Annotated in this window: 18 protein-coding genes; all 18 read right to left on the bottom strand. The window is 39.5% G+C overall.

Annotation, left to right across the window (positions count from 1 at the left end; all coding sequences use genetic code 11):
* Nucleotides 1-42 precede the first annotated feature (42 nt).
* Nucleotides 43-1,137 (bottom strand): helix-turn-helix domain-containing protein, encoded by a 1,095-nt coding sequence (locus tag AC1RFD_RS02775; protein WP_054550781.1) that lies wholly within the window; start codon nt 1,135-1,137, stop codon nt 43-45.
* 264 nt (nt 1,138-1,401) lie between these two features.
* Complete coding sequence (gene mdh, locus AC1RFD_RS02770; protein WP_016991928.1) at nt 1,402-2,349, bottom strand: malate dehydrogenase; 948 nt, start codon at nt 2,347-2,349, stop codon at nt 1,402-1,404.
* The gene (locus tag AC1RFD_RS02765; RefSeq protein ID WP_016991930.1) at nt 2,349-2,717 is read right to left on the bottom strand and encodes a BMC domain-containing protein; all 369 of its coding nucleotides are present in this window, start codon (nt 2,715-2,717) and stop codon (nt 2,349-2,351) included. Before AC1RFD_RS02765 ends, mdh begins: the two co-directional genes overlap by 1 nt.
* Nucleotides 2,710-2,994, bottom strand: coding sequence for a EutN/CcmL family microcompartment protein (locus AC1RFD_RS02760; protein ID WP_004269324.1), 285 nt, complete (start codon nt 2,992-2,994; stop codon nt 2,710-2,712). The genes AC1RFD_RS02765 and AC1RFD_RS02760 overlap by 8 nt, the downstream gene beginning before the upstream one ends.
* Before the next feature lie 36 nt (nt 2,995-3,030).
* Nucleotides 3,031-3,900: a phosphate propanoyltransferase gene (locus tag AC1RFD_RS02755; protein ID WP_009370493.1), complete on the bottom strand. Its 870-nt coding sequence runs from the start codon at nt 3,898-3,900 to the stop codon at nt 3,031-3,033.
* Between the two features lie 12 nt (nt 3,901-3,912).
* Nucleotides 3,913-4,503, bottom strand: coding sequence for a phosphate propanoyltransferase (locus AC1RFD_RS02750; protein WP_054550779.1), 591 nt, complete (start codon nt 4,501-4,503; stop codon nt 3,913-3,915).
* 128 nt (nt 4,504-4,631) lie between these two features.
* Nucleotides 4,632-4,910, bottom strand: a complete 279-nt coding sequence (locus tag AC1RFD_RS02745; protein ID WP_004269321.1) for a BMC domain-containing protein — start codon at nt 4,908-4,910, stop codon at nt 4,632-4,634.
* Nucleotides 4,911-4,930: 20 nt separating this feature from the next.
* Nucleotides 4,931-6,421, bottom strand: coding sequence for an aldehyde dehydrogenase family protein (locus AC1RFD_RS02740; RefSeq protein WP_054550778.1), 1,491 nt, complete (start codon nt 6,419-6,421; stop codon nt 4,931-4,933).
* A gap of 15 nt (nt 6,422-6,436) precedes the next feature.
* Complete coding sequence (gene eutL / locus AC1RFD_RS02735; protein ID WP_492474468.1) at nt 6,437-7,087, bottom strand: ethanolamine utilization microcompartment protein EutL; 651 nt, start codon at nt 7,085-7,087, stop codon at nt 6,437-6,439.
* A gap of 11 nt (nt 7,088-7,098) precedes the next feature.
* On the bottom strand, nt 7,099-8,109 hold the full coding sequence (gene eutC / locus AC1RFD_RS02730) for an ethanolamine ammonia-lyase subunit EutC (protein WP_054550777.1): 1,011 nt from the start codon (nt 8,107-8,109) through the stop codon (nt 7,099-7,101).
* 9 nt (nt 8,110-8,118) lie between these two features.
* Nucleotides 8,119-9,489 (bottom strand): ethanolamine ammonia-lyase subunit EutB, encoded by a 1,371-nt coding sequence (locus AC1RFD_RS02725; RefSeq protein WP_008176446.1) that lies wholly within the window; start codon nt 9,487-9,489, stop codon nt 8,119-8,121.
* Nucleotides 9,490-9,494: 5 nt separating this feature from the next.
* Nucleotides 9,495-10,916 (bottom strand): ethanolamine ammonia-lyase reactivating factor EutA, encoded by a 1,422-nt coding sequence (locus AC1RFD_RS02720; protein ID WP_054550776.1) that lies wholly within the window; start codon nt 10,914-10,916, stop codon nt 9,495-9,497.
* Nucleotides 10,917-10,933: 17 nt separating this feature from the next.
* Entirely contained in the window at nt 10,934-11,434 is a 501-nt protein-coding gene (locus AC1RFD_RS02715) for a EutP/PduV family microcompartment system protein (RefSeq protein WP_054550775.1), read from the bottom strand.
* Between the two features lie 10 nt (nt 11,435-11,444).
* Nucleotides 11,445-11,786 (bottom strand): ethanolamine utilization microcompartment protein EutS, encoded by a 342-nt coding sequence (gene eutS / locus AC1RFD_RS02710; RefSeq protein ID WP_004269314.1) that lies wholly within the window; start codon nt 11,784-11,786, stop codon nt 11,445-11,447.
* Nucleotides 11,787-11,812: 26 nt separating this feature from the next.
* A complete protein-coding gene (eutH, locus tag AC1RFD_RS02705; protein ID WP_054550774.1) occupies nt 11,813-13,057 on the bottom strand; it encodes an ethanolamine utilization protein EutH in 1,245 nt (414 codons plus the stop codon).
* Between the two features lie 83 nt (nt 13,058-13,140).
* The gene (locus AC1RFD_RS02700) at nt 13,141-13,719 is read right to left on the bottom strand and encodes an ANTAR domain-containing response regulator (RefSeq protein WP_004269312.1); all 579 of its coding nucleotides are present in this window, start codon (nt 13,717-13,719) and stop codon (nt 13,141-13,143) included.
* Nucleotides 13,712-15,172 carry a sensor histidine kinase gene (locus AC1RFD_RS02695; RefSeq protein WP_492474467.1) on the bottom strand — a complete coding sequence of 487 codons (1,461 nt, stop codon included), beginning with the start codon at nt 15,170-15,172 and terminating at the stop codon, nt 13,712-13,714. Before AC1RFD_RS02695 ends, AC1RFD_RS02700 begins: the two co-directional genes overlap by 8 nt.
* Before the next feature lie 225 nt (nt 15,173-15,397).
* Complete coding sequence (locus tag AC1RFD_RS02690) at nt 15,398-17,305, bottom strand: ATP-dependent DNA helicase (protein WP_048389992.1); 1,908 nt, start codon at nt 17,303-17,305, stop codon at nt 15,398-15,400.
* Nucleotides 17,306-17,344: the final 39 nt, after the last annotated feature.

Below are 17,344 nucleotides of genomic sequence, written 5' to 3'. Positions count from 1 at the left end.
ATATTTTCGAAAATTTTGTATATTGCGGACTTTCTAGGATAATTATTTAGAATATTCCTTTTTTAACTTCTCTATTATTTTAATGTATTGTCTATCCCCTAATCCATAGTGTGGAAATAGGGAAAACAATTGCTTTAACAGGTCATTTTGAGATAGATTGAGGTGTTTTTTTATATACGTAGTGATCTCATTCTCTTCATTTAAATAGCTGAAAAATAATTGAATGCCCTGATACATGACAGGTATAAGCGTTGTCTTGGGTAGACGATGGTGCATTAAGACCTCTTGATAGACCTCCCCATACGGTCCAAGTTCTATCTCTGTTTCTTCCACATCATAGGTCATTTCCTTGACCATATAATAATAGACTTTGCCTTGATACCTTTGTTGCTCTAGGAAAGCAAGGACGGTCAATAAATTCATCTGACAAAACATATCATCTCCAAACCATAAAACAATACATTTATAGTCATTTGTTAACAATGGCTTCAACGGCTTCAATGTCACCTGCTCATATTGCTGTAAAGACACCTCATGCCCTATAGCACGCAGTTTATTAAATTCTTCACTGAAAATCGGACTAATCGTTGGATTCGCACACATCGCTTCATTGAAAGGAACGTAATCACTGTTGCCCATTAATTGTTGTTTTGCGAACTCCTCATACATCATTTGACCATTTAATACATTCAATAGCTCTTGATCGTATTGCACATTCATCTTCTCTTGTAATGCTTCAATTTTTAATTTCTGAGAAATATCCATCGTCAACCATCCTCCATCATCCTGTAATCTCAACTTTACAAAGGTTTGTAAAGGTTGAGGAGACTTTCTGTAATCATTCGGACTTATACCAAAATACCTTTTAAATGCTCTAGAAAAGGATTCCTGCGATGAAAAACCGTAGTGAAAGGCGATGTCGATTATTTTCTTTTGGGGATCTTTTAATGCAATAGTAGAAAGATAAATTTTACGTAGTGATCTATATTTTTTAATCGTCATCCCTGTCGTCTGATGGAATTTAAAAGAACAGTAATAAGGAGAATAACCTATATCCTTTCCTAATTGCTCTAATGAAAATCCTTCTAATAGATGAAGCTCAATCCAATCAATCATCTCCTGTACAATGTTGTTCATCCACATCCCTCCTAATTTCATTATAGTAGAGGCGATAATTTTTTTATGATATAAGTTGTGAATAAAAAAACTGCAGCAAACTTTAAGTCTGCTGCAGTTTCTGCTCCCATAACTAGAGGAGAGCTTTCTATATAATTGGGGATTTATACTAGCCTTCAAGTCATGTTCGGTTTCCAATCAAACATTTTTTGAGCTATCATGAAGTTTTATTGGAAAGAAAGTTGGGGATCCTTTCGATCCATTGAAAAATAGAGTCTGTATACTCTATTCAATGTTTTGGCAAATAGCAATTACCTGTTTCACAGCCTCTGCAGAGTGCTGAAGGGCTGTTTGTTCTTCATTTGTTAGGTGCAATTCGATGACAGATTCGATGCCATTGCCACCTAAAATAGTTGGTACCCCTAAAAAGAGATCGTGGTACCCATATTCTCCTTCTAATAGGGCAATAGAAGGGATAATTTTTCGTTGATCTTTGATAATAATTTCAACCATTTGGGCACACGCTGCGGCTGGAGCATAGTAGGCACTACCATTACCTAGTAAGCCAACAATTTCACCGCCGCCTTTACGCGTACGCTCCACGATTTGCTGTAGTCGTTCCTGAGGAATTAGTTTCTCTAATGGAATGCCGCCTGCATAGGAATAACGGATTAATGGAACCATTTCATCGCCATGTCCTCCTAGGACGAAGCCTGATACATCCTCTGGTGCAATGTGAAGCTCCTGCGCCACAAACGTGTTGAAGCGAGCTGTATCTAACACACCAGATTGACCGATGATACGATTTTTGGCAAAGCCTGTTTCCTTATGACACACATACGTCATGGCATCAACAGGATTACTCAACACAACAACAATACTATTTGGAGCATAGTGTTTAATTTGTCTTGAAACCTGTTGAATAATTTTAGCATTTGTTGTGACTAAGTCATCACGACTCATCCCTGGTTTACGTGGAATACCTGCTGTAATGACAACAATATCCGCACCTGCGATATCTTCATATTGACTCGTGCCTTTAATGGACACATTGAATTTTTCGATTGGGCCTGTTTGTAGCAAATCCAAAGCTTTCCCTTTTGTCGGGTTCTCGGCCTCTGGAATATCAACAAGCACTACATCGCCTAATTCTTTCTGTGCTAAAAATAAACTCAGTGTGGAACCGGTGTGGCCTGCTCCAATAACAGCGATTTTATTTTTACGAAATGCCATTATGCCTCACCTCGATTATCTGTCGCTGATGTTGTTTCTGTTGTTTTTTTAGCACGCGTTGCTGCTGGTGCAGAGACAGCCTTTTTCTTTGGTGCCTCTGGTCCTTTAATCATTTTAAAGACATCTTCATCAGGTCTCGGAATGACGTGAGCGCCTAATAATTCACCAACACGCATAGCGGCTGCTTTTCCAGCCTCTACTGCGGCTTGTACAGAACCTACGTCACCCTTCACGACAATCGTCACGATGCCACCATCCACAAACTCTTGTTTGACGATTGTGACGTCTGACGCTTTAATCATCGCATCAGCAGCTTCATAAGAGCCTACTAATCCTTTTGTTTCGATCATTCCAATTGCGCTACTCATTGTCCTCACCTCTCATTACTTCTGTAGAATCAATAATACCAATGACAACTGCATCAATCGGTAACGGATTATCTTTCATAATATAGCGAGATGACCCACCACTTGTAATCAGGACATCATCACCAATACCCGCTCCTATACGATCAGCTGCAACCATTTCTGTGCGAATCGGCTGTTGATTGGAATCAATAGGTTGAATGATTAGTAGCTTTAAACCATTCAGTCCCTCTTCCTTGCGTGTTGCCCATACACTGCCTATCACTCTTCCCATTTGCATGAACTTCACCCTCTTTATGCGACACACATTGTCTAACTACTCTGAACGAATCGTTAATGTTTTATTTAACTCTCGCAGCTTATCATAAGCCAATGCTGTCACAATGGTTTTCTTTGGAACGACAATTTCTTGTGCATCGATATCGAGCACTTCTATTTGTGAAAGTAGCTTTTTGTCATAATGATAGACGGACGGTTGCTCTACTTTCTGTACGACTGGCGACTGCTCTTTCACAGTGATCATAGGTTCACTTACTTGATGATGCACGATTTCTGCAAGCGTTCCTTGCTGAATTAACCCTGCATTTGCTTCATCTGTATCAATATGCATTTCTAAGCGATAGCGCTCTGAAACACGGATAACCACATTCGATAAAATAATTGGGCGAATACCTTCTACCTTAATTTGGACAGATTGCCCATCTACGACTTGGAATCTCGCACTATCCGCTGGGGACATATGAATATGTGCCTGTGCAATAATGAGGCCTTCATTTAACACAACACTTCCCTTTGGACCAATTAATGTAACAGGACTGGAACCTTGAATATCACCAGAAATTCTTAATGGTGGCTTCAGACCTAATTTCATAGCATCTGTCCAGCTTACTTCCACTTGCGATAAGGAACGAGCGGGACCAAGAATACGCACGCGCTCAATTGACCCTTTTGGACCTGCAATTACTACAGTTTCCTCCGCAGCAAATTGCCCTGGCTGTGAAAGCTCGAATTTCGGTGTGAGCTGATAATTTTCACCAAAGAGCTGTTCAACTTCTGCTTGTGCAAGATGGACATGGCGGGCAGATACACCAATCGGAATTTTACCGTCATGTGGAGGGGAAGATTGATTTTTTAAGACTTGTTGCAGAACTTCTTCCACAATTTTTTGCACTAAATTTTCTTGCATCTTGCCTCCTCCTTACGATGATACTTTTATTAATTTACCCTGTGCCTGCTGTTCGATAAAACCAGCATTTGCTTCATCCGTATCAATGTGCATTTCCAGACTAAAATCATTTGAAACACGTACAACGACACCTCGGAAAGTGACAGGTCGATCACTTACAACTTCTACTGAAACTAATTCATTATTGCGTACTTCCAATGCTTTGGCATCTTCCTCAGTCATATGAATATGCGCTTGCGCAATGATGACTCCCTGCTGGATCTCTATTTCTTTGTCTTGAGAAAGTATTTTAATACCCGCAGAATTGTCAATATCACCTGATTGACGTAAAGGTGGTGTCACTCCTAGCTTCATGGCATCAGTGCGGCTTACCTCTACTTGGGTTGCTGGTCTTACAGGTCCAAGGACACGGACATTATGAATAACGCCTTTAGGTCCCTCAATAGAGACGCGCTCTTTTGCAGCAAATTGCCCTGGCTGTGATAAGTCGAAATCTTTCGTTAGGGTTGCATTTGGACCAAAAAGTGCTTGTAAATCCGCTTCACTTAGATGGATATGACGAGCCGAAATGGCCACTGGAAAAGTTTTTGTTGCTGTTGTCATGTTAGCCACCTCTTTATTTTGTTGATTATTTTATCAGGACAAGGTGAGAGCTGTTCTAAAGTTAGATCCAGCTCTCTTCTATAAATGGTAGTTATTTTTCCATCTATAGCGTTTGAAAGAACATGAAATTATGCTTCTGCTTTTGGTAAAATCATTTCTAATTCGTGGTGTGGACGTGGAATTACATGGACAGATAATAGCTCTCCTACACGTTGTGCTGCTGCTGCCCCTGCATCTGTTGCTGCTTTTACTGCACCTACATCACCACGTACAAGAACTGTTACGATCCCGCCACCTACATGTACTTTGCCTACTAAATTAACGCTTGCTGCCTTTACCATTGCGTCTGCTGCTTCAATTGCTCCTACTAAACCTTTTGTTTCTACCATTCCTAATGCTGTACTCATTTGTCATTCCTCCAAATAATTTATTTATTTTGTAATGTGATTTGTTTTAATACTTGATCGACAATTTGTTGAACCATCGTTGTATCAAGAGTAGGTTCTTGTGAAACTACCGATTCAACAACGGACTGTACTTCGAATTCTGGTTTTGGCACTTCGACATCTTTAATGCCATACGCCATACGTTTGATATTTAATAAATGTCTTGCTGTAATGTTGTCTGACGTAATATTGCCGCCAAATGTCCCACAGCCTAATGTAAAGGATGGTGCTAAGCCCGTTGTGCCACCTACTGCACCAATTGAGGATAATGTATTAACCACAATTCGTGATACTGGTAATTCGACAGAAAATTGCTCTGCTAATGCTGCATTTTCAGTGTGAATTGAGCATGTATGTCCGCGTCCTCCAATATTTAATAGGTCAATCATCACCTGCTTGGCTTCTGTACTGTTTTCAACAACATAAAGCGCAAAGATTGGTGATAGTTTTTCAAGAGAAAATGGAATATTTTTACCAATCATTGTTTCGAAGCCCACAAGAACTTTTGTATCGTCTGGTACCGTAATACCGACAGAATCTGCTAGGCAAGTAGCTGATTTACCGACAATCTGGGGATTTACTTTCCCAGGAACTGGCGAGATCAATTTTTCCATTTTAGCTTTTTCTTCGGCATTTAATAGATAGGCACCATTTTTCTTTAATTCTGTTTGCACTTGCTCTGCAATCACCTTATCCACAATAATGGCTTGTTCTGTTGCACAGATTGTGCCATTATCGAACGATTTACTTTGCACCAATTGACGTACAGATTTTTGAATATTAGCCGATTTTTCAATATAAGCTGGTACATTTCCTGGCCCAACCCCATAGGCAGGTTTGCCAGAGCTATAGGCCGCCTTGACCAATGCACCACCACCCGTAGCTAAAATTAAATGGATGTTTGGGTGCTTCATTAGCTGCTGTGTTGCCTCCATGGAGGACATTGTTAAACATTGTAGTAATCCTTCTGGCGCACCTGCTTTTTCAGCAGCTACTCGACAAATATCTAAGGCCTCTTTTGTACATTTCACTGCATATGGGTGTGGACTAAGCACTAAACCATTTCTCGTTTTTAAAGAAATGAGTGTCTTAAAGATCGCTGTAGAGGTTGGATTTGTTGTTGGTACGATACCAGCAATGACACCGAAAGGACTTGCAATTTCGGCTACTTTTTTCATCCGATCATAGCCCACAATACCAACTGTTTTTAATTCTTTAATATCTTCATAGACATCTCGTGAAGCTACTTCATTTTTCATCTTTTTATGGTTAGGAATACCCATTCCTGTTTCTTGCACAGCCATTTTTGCTAAACGATCTGCTTCCTTAAAGGCAGCATCCGCGACAGCCTTTACAATGTTGTCTACTTGTTGCTGAGAAAATTGCATATAGGCAGCCTGTGCTGTATTAGCATGTTTAACGGCATCTCTCATTTCCTGAATCGCTAATAAGTCTTTGTCTAATGTGGCCATAAAGCCGCCTCCCTTCTAAATCACTGGGTTTCTAGCTATATTTTCAATAGCTTCTCTGAATGCATGTGCCGCAGCCTCGCATGAAGATTGACTGCCAGTTAATAAGCCGCCCCCAAAATTGGTTTCAGATGGAGGACCAAAGAAAACCTTTAGCTCAACATCTGCAGCCTTTAATGCTGCATCTAATCCAACAACCGCTTCAAGCGGCGGAGCAATTAAATAAGCAAGTGGGGTGCCAACCTTTACATCTGCAAGCTCAGCAAGATACGTCCCACAGCTTGCCACAGTATGGGCAAACAAGGCATGATTGTCATTATTATTAATGGCTTCAAAATACGTATCAAATTCAATTTTTTGTTGAATGGCATCAAGACCACTACGAATTTCATCAGGTGAGCTTCCAGCAATAATGCCAATCACTTCACCTGACAATGGACCAGACGCATGTGCCGCTCCAGCATAAAAGCTTTTTGCATAAACAACATCGACATCTGCCTTTTTCGTCGCCTCATCTAAGGCAACATAGCCAACATCGTCGATTGTCAGTGTGACAAGCCCAATGCTATGATGATGTGGCTTTAAATCTAACTGCTCTGCTAGTTCACGGTTGACTCTTGGAATGGTTTGCATCGCCAAGATTTGCGCCATAATTTTTTGAGGATACATATTTCAGCCTCCTAACCTTCTTTTGCGACAAGCTCTACGCCACTTGCCTGATAACGCAGGATTTTTTCTACGACTGTGCCAAGATAAGCTCCCGCTTCTAATGGTGGGATACCACCCTTATGGATATTTGAAATTACCATACGTTCCGCTTCCACTGTCCCAATTCTTGGCTTGTAGCATAAATATGCACTCATCGATTCTGCTGATACGAGCCCTGGACGCTCACCAATTAGATAAACAATAACCTCTGCCTGTAGCAGCTCACCAATCTCATCCATTAAAGCAACACGCCCTTTATCGATATAGAACGTAGTACCAATGTCAATATTTAAATTGCTAAGACTTTGCTGAAGGGCTAAGTAAACATCTTGAACATTCTCCTCAATCGCACTTGCACTCAAGCCATTCGAGATAATAATCTGTACCTTTGGCTGTGGTTTACATTTTTGCTGAATCAATGCCTTTGATTCTTCTGATAAACGACGCCCTAAGTCAGGTCTTGTAATGTATTCCTCTTTATCTGTGACTTTCGTTGTGACCTGAAAGACATCAAGCTTTTGTAAAAGATCTTCTGTCACTTCGCCATATACAGCATCTACCGCAGCAGCATGATCAAGTCGGAATTTTAACCAGGTTTTCGTTTTCGGTCTTGTCCCTGCTCTTCCTACACCAATACGAGCAGGTGTATGTTTCTTAGCAGCCTGCACACTTTCACTTAACGAGCCCGCCTCAAACTGAAAGGGCTTGATCGGCACAGCGTCATTTACTGGTTGTTCGAAAGTAGCAGAAGTAACCGTCGTTACTTGCTGTGGAGCTCCATGCTGATACAGCTGAATTAATGGCTCCTGTGATGTTGCTATAGCTTCTGTTGTTCCTGAAGAACGATTTTCTACTGTATCATAAAATTTAATAAGTGGTTGTTCTGTTGGAGTAGCTGCTATTTCAGGTGTTTGGCTACCTGTACTTTTCTCCATCTTCTCCATGACAAGCTGTGTAATCATAGAAACTAATTGATCATTCACTTGACTCACCTACCTTTCAAAAATGGATAAATCGCCAGCTCTTGCTGACAGTCGACCATTTTCATAAATGCCCATTTTCTCTAACCATGCTAAATACTCTGGTGCTGGTTTTTTACCAAATGTTTGGAGTAATGTAGCCACATCATGGAAGCTCATCGATTGATAGTTGAGCATCACGTCATCGCCCATTGGCGCAGCAATAATAAAGTTAACACCAGCAGCTGTCAGCAATACACTCAAATCTTCCACATCATTTTGGTCTGCCTTAATATGGTTGGTATAGCAAATATCTACCCCCATAGGAATACCATGCATTTTGCCCATGAAATGATCTTCGAGACCTGCTCGAATTACTTGTTTATTGTTGTATAAATACTCTGGGCCAATAAAGCCAACTACAGTGTTCACAATATAAGGATTAAAATGTCTAGCAAATCCATAATTGCGCGATTCCAGTGTTACTTGGTCAATACCCATATGTGCCTCTGCCGATAGCTCTGAGCCTTGACCTGTTTCAAAGTAGAATAAATTTGGACCAGTACCTGTTCCTTGTTTTTTAATGAGCTCCTCTGCTTCTCGTATTAAATCAGCAGAAATACCGAACGAACGGTTAGCAATTTCTGTCCCTGCGATACTTTGGAAAATCATATCTGCTGGGGCGCCTTGTTTAATTGCCTTCATCTGTGTTGTAATATGAGCTAATACACAGTTTTGCGTAGGAATGGACCAATCATTGATGAATTCCTTTGTAGCTGTAAGCACTTTTTTGACACTTTCAACTGAATCATCTACAGGATTAATGCCGATAACAGCATCCCCAATACCATAGGACAGTCCTTCTTTTAGAGAGGCGATGATGCCATCAATATTATCTGTCGGATGATTTGGCTGTAGACGAGATGACAGCGTCCCTTTTTGACCAATCGTAATATTACACGTTGAAAGTATTTCAACTTTATTGGCTGCATGTACAAGATCTAAATTGGACATTAGTTTTGTAACAGCGGCAATAATCTCGGAATTCATCCCTTTACTTAAACGCTTTAATTCACGATCACCCGTGTCATTTGATAGAATGTATTCACGCAGCTGCTCGATGCTCCAGTTTTTGATTTCTCCATATATTTGCTCATTAATATCGCCCTCAATAATGCGTGAAACCTCATCATTTTCTTGTGGCACTAATGGGTTTTCGCGGATATCTTTAACTAAAAGCTCACTTAATACTGCCTTTGCTGCGATCCGTTGTTGAACCGTCTCAGCGGCAATACCTGCTAGCTGATCGCCTGATTTTTCTTCATTGGCCTTAGCCATAACATCTTTTAATGATTTAAAATTATATTTTTCTCCACCAAATATCACCGATAAGTTCACATTCATCCTCCTTACTTTGAATGGAAGGCAAGGGTCTTCACCACAACAGGAACGACGCCAGATGGCAGAACCTCTCCAATGTCGATGTAATCGCCCGTTTCCACTTTAATTTGATCGATGCAAATAATTGGTACTGTCGCATTTATGGCTTGTATGGTCTGTCCAATAATCTTTGCATAATCTGATTGAATGACTATGATAATTGGTATGTCCTTAGAGCATCTTGTCGCCAAATGTAACAAAATGGCCTGACACAATGCATGTACATCCTGAAAGCTTAAATATGGCAATTCACTAAAATAGAGGGCAAATGGCGAACGATTGTCCTGTATAGAAAATAAATCATTTGCTCTCTCTACTGCTGTCTTCACCGTCGAGTTAAAATCTGTTGAAGAATCTATATGACAATTGAAGACAGGTACATTTTTTAGTGGTAATACTTGGGCATCCACCTGAATGGTTGCCCCACTGATTTCAGTGGTTTGTGTACCAGCACCAGTCACTGTTGCACGTGCTGTTTCCTCTGGTCGTAACCATAAAAATGATTGTAGCTGTTCATGCTGAAGTAGCATTTTCGCTAATTTTTCACCAATATCATCATATTGACGCTGGGTACATTCATTTTCATAAATACAAGAGGCCACACCACCCGTAAAAACGATGGCATCCACAGGTTTATGCCAGTTTGGTAAATGCCCTAGTAATAATGGATGCTTTTCATCTCTGCATTGCCCATGAAGAATCATGGCAAGTGTTTGCACCATTTCTTCAATACAATGTGTCACTCGAATATCTTCGGCCGCATCACCGACCGCTAACGGATTAGTCCATCGTTCCATCAATCGCATGAGTGGCGGAGAAATTGATTGAATCTTGCCATCCTTAAACTCAATCAATCTACCACCAACATGTAAGGTACATGTACCAATGACCTCTCCAAATTGCATAACAGCAATATTCGCTGTCCCTCCACCAATATCGATATTGGCGATGACTTTGGATGAATTCTTTGATTGCTGTAAAGTACCTGCCCCTTTGGCAGCAATGATGCCCTCTAAATCAGGACCTGCGGTAGCAACTAAAAAATGACCTGCGCCATCTGCAATGGTATGGACAACCTCACTTGCATTTTCCTTCGTGGCTGATTCACCAGTAATGATGATGGCCCCAGTTGCAATATCAGATGGAGCAATTTGTGCCAATTGATACTGTTGAGAAATAAATTCCTCTATCTTTTTCATATCAATGATGTCTTTATTGATAAAAGGGGTTCTAATAATTGGACTTTGATGCAACACCGTTTTCTCAATAATTTCAATCCTTGGCACATGTGTTACGCCAGCCACATTCTTTAACAGAAAACTACTGACAACCATTTTTGTGGTACTTGTCCCAATATCAATGCCTGCACTAAATATTTTTTCAGTTTTCACCCTACACCTCCCTCTCGCTACTGTGAGCAATACATGAGATACGGACTATCGCTTTCCTTAACAAATTGTCGAATTTCTTCATTTGTCTGGAGTTGAATCAATGGTTCAATCAATTCAATGCCAAGCTTTTGCCAGGAAGAGGTTTTCACGATAGGGCCCTGCGTCATAACATTTTTTAATAAGGCGGTAGCCCTTTCTACATCTGCATCAGGGGCATCAATCTTGGTAATAACCCCTATTTGTATTTTGGGAATCCCTAAGCTGAATTGCGGAGGGAATACACTCCTTGCTGATGTGGCATCCTGCAAGTAAATCACATGGGTTACTTCCAAAGATGTTGCCATTATATTTCTGTAATACATTGGATTTTCAACATATTCACCTGGTGTATCAACAATCCAGTCATCATAAACGAGTGCTTGTGTTTTGTTGGCACTGCTTTCTTTGCCCAACAATGTATTCATCAATGTTGACTTTCCTGCTTGCACACCGCCTATTATCATTACTCGATTTTTCATATGACACATCCTATGATTTTGTTATTTTTGATGGTGTATAACCTAATACCTCGGATAAAAAACGATTGATTTCTAACATCGCCATTTCTACCTCTGACACACTACCAACAATAACGAGACTACCTGTAAAACGATCTAAAAATCCTAGTTTGACATTGGCAGCCTTTGTTGCTAAGTCTCCTGCAATAATTACCGTTTCACTTGGCGTACAAGTCATAATGCCAAGGGCACCTGCTTCTTGGATACCTAGCTTTTGAAACATTTCTGGATCAGGATTGGCAATAAGGTGACTCAATGTTAGCTGTTTACCCGGCACAAACTCCTGAATAAATCGTTTTTTCTCTTCACTCACACGTCATCACCTCACTTTTTAATCAATTAAGATTGTTGATCTGTTAAATACTCGCCTTCTTTGATAATGCCAGCCTTACGATCTTCAATTTCCAACCTTAATGCAGTTGGTACTGAAAGCTTATAGGCTAAAATAATCGCAATAACACCCGCTAAAAACTTCCCTGCAATAACAGGTAAAATAATGGTTGGCTGGAAGTTCGCCGTGAATGATAAGTGATCACCTAATAAAAAGGCGGAACATACACCAAATGCAATGTTAATTACTTTGTCTTTTGGTGGCATATGGCGAATTAGTGTAAACATCGCTAAAATATTCGCAATCGTTGCTAAAATCCCAGCACTTCCTACAGAGGATAAGCCTAATTTTTTACCAGCTGCTTCAAGTGGCTTGGAAGCATACTTTCGAATTAGATACACCATTGGGAAGGCACCCGCTAGCATAATCCCGATATAACCGGCTGTTTCTAATGCTCGGAACTGATCGATTTCATCAGCCATGATTGGATCGAAGCCCCACGCGCCAAAAATCTTTGTAAAAATACCTGTAAAAATCTCAACAATAGAGAACACTAACACCAGTTTAATTCCCGCATCCATTACACGACCGAATACCATGAAGCCAGTAATCATGCCGTTTGGAATAAGCTTTAAGCCTAGTGCGATTAAGATAACGAAAATGAATAAAGGTAGTAAGTTAATTAATATTTGTAAAACAGAAATGGCAAATACATATGTAGGAGCCTCTGTTGTACTAATGACTTCACGTACTTCTGTGTTGAATAGCACAATCATGATCGAAGAAATAAATGCACCAATCGGAATTGTTAAAACGCCAGCCATAATTCCTAGCGCCATGTATTTATGATCACGCTTATCCAACATCGCAAGGCCCATTGGAATTGAGAATACGATAGTAGCACCTGACATAAAACCAACAACAAGAGCCATTACCCATCCCTCATAAGACTCCTTTAATGCATTGGCTAATTGGTAACCACCCATGTCCGAGGCTAAAATGGTCGTCGCTGCAATCGCAGGATCTGCGCCAATTAACTCAAAAATCGGACTAATAAAATGACTAATAAACCATGTTAAGTAAGGTATAGCTGCCATGATCCCTGCTGCTGGGACAAAAATATGACCAACCGTATGGATCCCATTCATAAATTCTTTCCCAATTCCATACTCAGCATCTCGGATAGCTCCGATTGCCCCTAAAACAGCACAAATCATAATAATATAAACGATAACCGTTCCTATCATTGCCATCTTACTCATCACCCCTTTTTTATTTATAAATTTATATAAAAAAAGGCACTTTAAAGAAGAAATCTCTTTAAAGCGCCTTTGCTTCAACTATTGACTTGTAAGTTGTTAATAATTTGCTGTGCAATATGCACCATTTCCTGTTGTGTTTGCATGCTTTCATTGCGAATCTTACGGTAAGCCTCGTCCTCGCTTATATTTTCAGCCTGCATCAGCAAGCCCTTCGCTCGTTCAATGACTTTTCGCTTATCTAATTGTGTTTGCTTATGTAAGATCTCCCCATTGAGACGGTTGAATTTATCAATTTGATGAAAAGCAACCTCAAGCACAGGCAACACATTTTTTTCAGAAAACGGTTTCATTACATATCCTAATATATTATCCTGCTTCATGTATAGCAACAATTCTTTTTCACTATAGGCCGAGATGAAAAGAACAGGTATACCAAGCTGTTGTTCAATAATTTTACTTGCCTTTAAACCGTCAAGTTTAGGCATTTTAATGTCCATTAAGATTAACTGTGGTTTATGTAAAAAGGCTAATTCAATGGCTGTTTCCCCATTGTTCGCTTGAGCTACAACTTCGTAGCCGTTATCTTCTAACATAAACTTCAAATCAATCGCAATCAGTGATTCATCTTCGACAATCATAACTTTCCTAGTCATTTACGATAAATACCTCCTCACTTACAGGGAACTGAATTTGAGTATGTGTACCTTCATTACTAGGGATAATTGAAAATGAGCCAGCTAAATCATATTCTACAAGCCTTGTGATAATCTCCATACCAAAAGATGCCTTCACCTCTTGCATTCCAACGCCGTTGTCAGAAATATGAAGCGAAATTGTAGAATCTTCCTGAATGAATTGAATATCGATGATTCCTTCATCACGTCCGATAAACGCATACTTTAATGCATTTTGCAGTAGCTCACAAATAATGAGTGCTAAAGAGACTGCCTTTTTTGAATGGCAGAACAGCTGCAAATTTTCATGATGAAAGGCTAGTTGAATATTTGCTGTATTAGACGTACCAATCATTTTATGACCAATTTTTTTAGCTAATGCGATAACGTCTACTCTTTCTTCAGCGTTATCTTCATTTTCTAAAATCAGCTCATACACCGATGAAATACTATAGATTCGATTTAATGCCTCTTGAAACGCACTTGCATTTGAAGCAGACAGATCATTGCGCATTTGCAAACGTAATAGACTTGTCACTGTCTGAAGATTGTTTTTCACGCGGTGGTGAATTTCTCGTATCGCAAATGTTTTCATCATTAGCTCATTTTCTTTCAGCTTAAGCTCTGTTAGATCATGAATAATGAGTAGCGTGACTTTCTCGTTATGACTGCGAATAGGAATCTTCTTCACAATAAAGGACTTACGATCAATCGTAATTTCTAGGAAAAAGACATCGTCGCCTTTATCATAGACCTCCTGTAAAAAAGGTAAGATTTTATCCAACGCTATATTGTCAAAATTTTCTAATCTAGATAGCTCCGAAATAAAATGATAGCCTGCTGGATTACTATAAATCACTTTATTTTCGTGATTTGTGAGAATAATCGACTCTACGAGTAAATCAGAAACAACTGGAATTGGTTGAGAATTAGGTTCGACAATATGCTCAATTAATGCAAACGGCATATTTTGAAAATCATCCTTCGGTGTCGTTTGCATCTTCACCATTTTTTCCTGAATCAACACAGCAATTACTTGCTGCTGCTCATTAAAAATGGGAATGACATTTTGCTCCACCGTTATGCCTTCCTGCGTAATTGCTCTGGAAATGGATGATTTTTCTTTATGTTTAAACGCAGCAAATACGGCTGGTTCAAAACTTTCAAATACGAATTTTCCGATAACTGATTTTTCGTATAAACCAATCTCTTTCTTCGGGAATGCCTCTGCCACAACAATTGCATGCGGTAAATTCTCCAACAGGCAATCTATGAACATGTAACAATCAGTCAACTCAGCATAATACGTTAGCGTAGCCTCTATTTCTATTAACTTGTCAATATCCGTTGCCGATAGATTTGTATATTTTCTACACAATGATTGAATGTTCGACAGGTTTAAGCCCCCTATCAAGGAATAGTCAGCAAGCAATTTGACTATTCTTAAAAATCTTTGTCATTATTATAAACCTTTTGTGAAATTATTTTCAATATAAAAAATATATTCTTTCACAAGATTTCGTTGCATTACAAAGAACTATATAGCTTAAAAGAGAAATATTCAACAGTTTTTTAAAGATCCATAATTTAACTACACACATAATGTTATTTCGATATAACAAAAACGAGCTTACCGTTTGGGTAAACTCGCTTCTTTTTATTTTATTTCTGGTACAACTGCTACTATATTTTCAAAGGCTGCGCGCTGCTTTTGTTCATCTTCATTTAATAAAATGTGAATATCACCATGGTCATTCGATGTACGAATTAAGCGCCCCATCCCTTGCTGCAAGCGTAATTGCATGAAAGGTAATTCCACTTCCTCAAATGGGTTTTCGGCAAATGTACGTTTCGCATCAAATAATGGGTCCTGTGGAGGAAACGGTAAATCATAAATAATCACACGAGTTAATGCTTCCTCAGGCAAATCTAACCCTTCCCATAAATGATATGAACATAATGTTTTAACTGTTCCTTGCTGGAAGTCTCGAACAATGGCTGATAGCTCTCGATCTCCCTCAAATGCTACATACATACGTTCCATTAGCGGTAATTCTGCCTTGAAGTTTAGCATGGCTTGCTTCGATTTAAACAAAATCAACGTTTGCTCGCCATCACGCAGCAACTGCTGAACACGCGCTGTTTTGTCTCGTTGTGTAAGCTCATGTAAATAGATTTTCATAACCTCTTCATAGTCGAATGGGGATGGTACAGAAAATGATTGGTAATCTCGAATTCCTAAACTATAGGCAATATAAGAAAAGTCTTTATTGACCGATAGAGTGGCAGAAGAAAAGACGATTGGAAGCTTTTTAGAGAATAATTTTTCTGCTAAAACTTCTGTGATTAAACGAGGCATAATGACGAGCGTTTCTTCACCATCTGTTTCCTCTAACCAATCTACTGCATCTCCCTGTGCGATGAAAATACGCAACGAAGCCTCATATTGTTCTAAATATTCTTCCGCCATATTTAGCTCATATTCAGGAATCATGTACATTTCTGATTCAAAAACGAATTCTTCCATCAATGTTTCTACATCATCTATTAACTGCTTCCCGTAAGCAAGCAATGTTTTTGATTTGTTTATGCGTTTGCGATCTTCATTAGAAGCAACGATATCATCACGAAGCTGATCAAAAAATAGTTCATGATCATCCTGTAATTTCTCCATTGCATACAGTGTGCGCTCGCGTACACCATCTACCATCAAGCGCTCCAATAATTGCACGATAGTCGTCGCCTGTACTTTATAGGTCATCGCTTTTTGCGCAGCATACTCCAATAAATGTCCTTCATCCAGCACCATCATTGATACCTCAGGCAGTAATGCTAACTGACCTTCACGCTCACGAGATTCCTTTGTAGCTAAATGCTCCATTAGAAAATCTTGTGAACAAATAACAAGATCGGTTGATTTTCGATAATGAGAGCGATGCAATGTTTGCCCACAGCGATTACGAAGGTCACAAACCGAACATTGCATAATCGAATTGTAATTAACCTTTTGCCAATCCTCATCACTGACTGTTGGATAATCACTGCGTTCCCCATATGGATGAACAGCAATCATCGAACCTTGTGCATAAACACCATCAGGGATAGAAAAGGAAATATCATCAATCCATTCATCCGACTCCACTTTCTCTGCTTCCTCAAAGCGTTTTAAGCATAAATACTGATCTCTCGATTTTGCTAGTCGAACATCAATATCAAGTCCTAACGTTTTTTGGAGTTTATAAATATCGCCCCCCTCTTTTACAAGTTGGTCGATTAATGTTTCATCTGCACAAGCAATCAACGCAGGTTTCCCTGTGTAACGTGCGTAGGAAATAGCTGGAAGCAAATAAGCAATCGTTTTGCCAGTTCCCACTCCTGCCTCTGCAAAGAGAACATTTTTTTCTTTTAGTGCTTGTTCTATTTGATAAGCCATAAAGATTTGCTCATCACGGCATTCAAAGCCCTTTTCTGGTAATTCATCATAAAGAACATCGCCCATCCAGTCACCTAATGAATCGAAAAATGAACGGTCCTTTGATAATGCAAATGGTAAAGATTTACGCAATTAATGTTCCCCCTCTAACTATCTGGTGCTATTATACGC

It is taken from the genome of Lysinibacillus sp. GW823-FHT02G10 (assembly GCF_058797135.1).
Note: the sequence above shows the minus strand (reverse complement) of the source record. Positions and strands in the feature narration are given on the sequence as shown.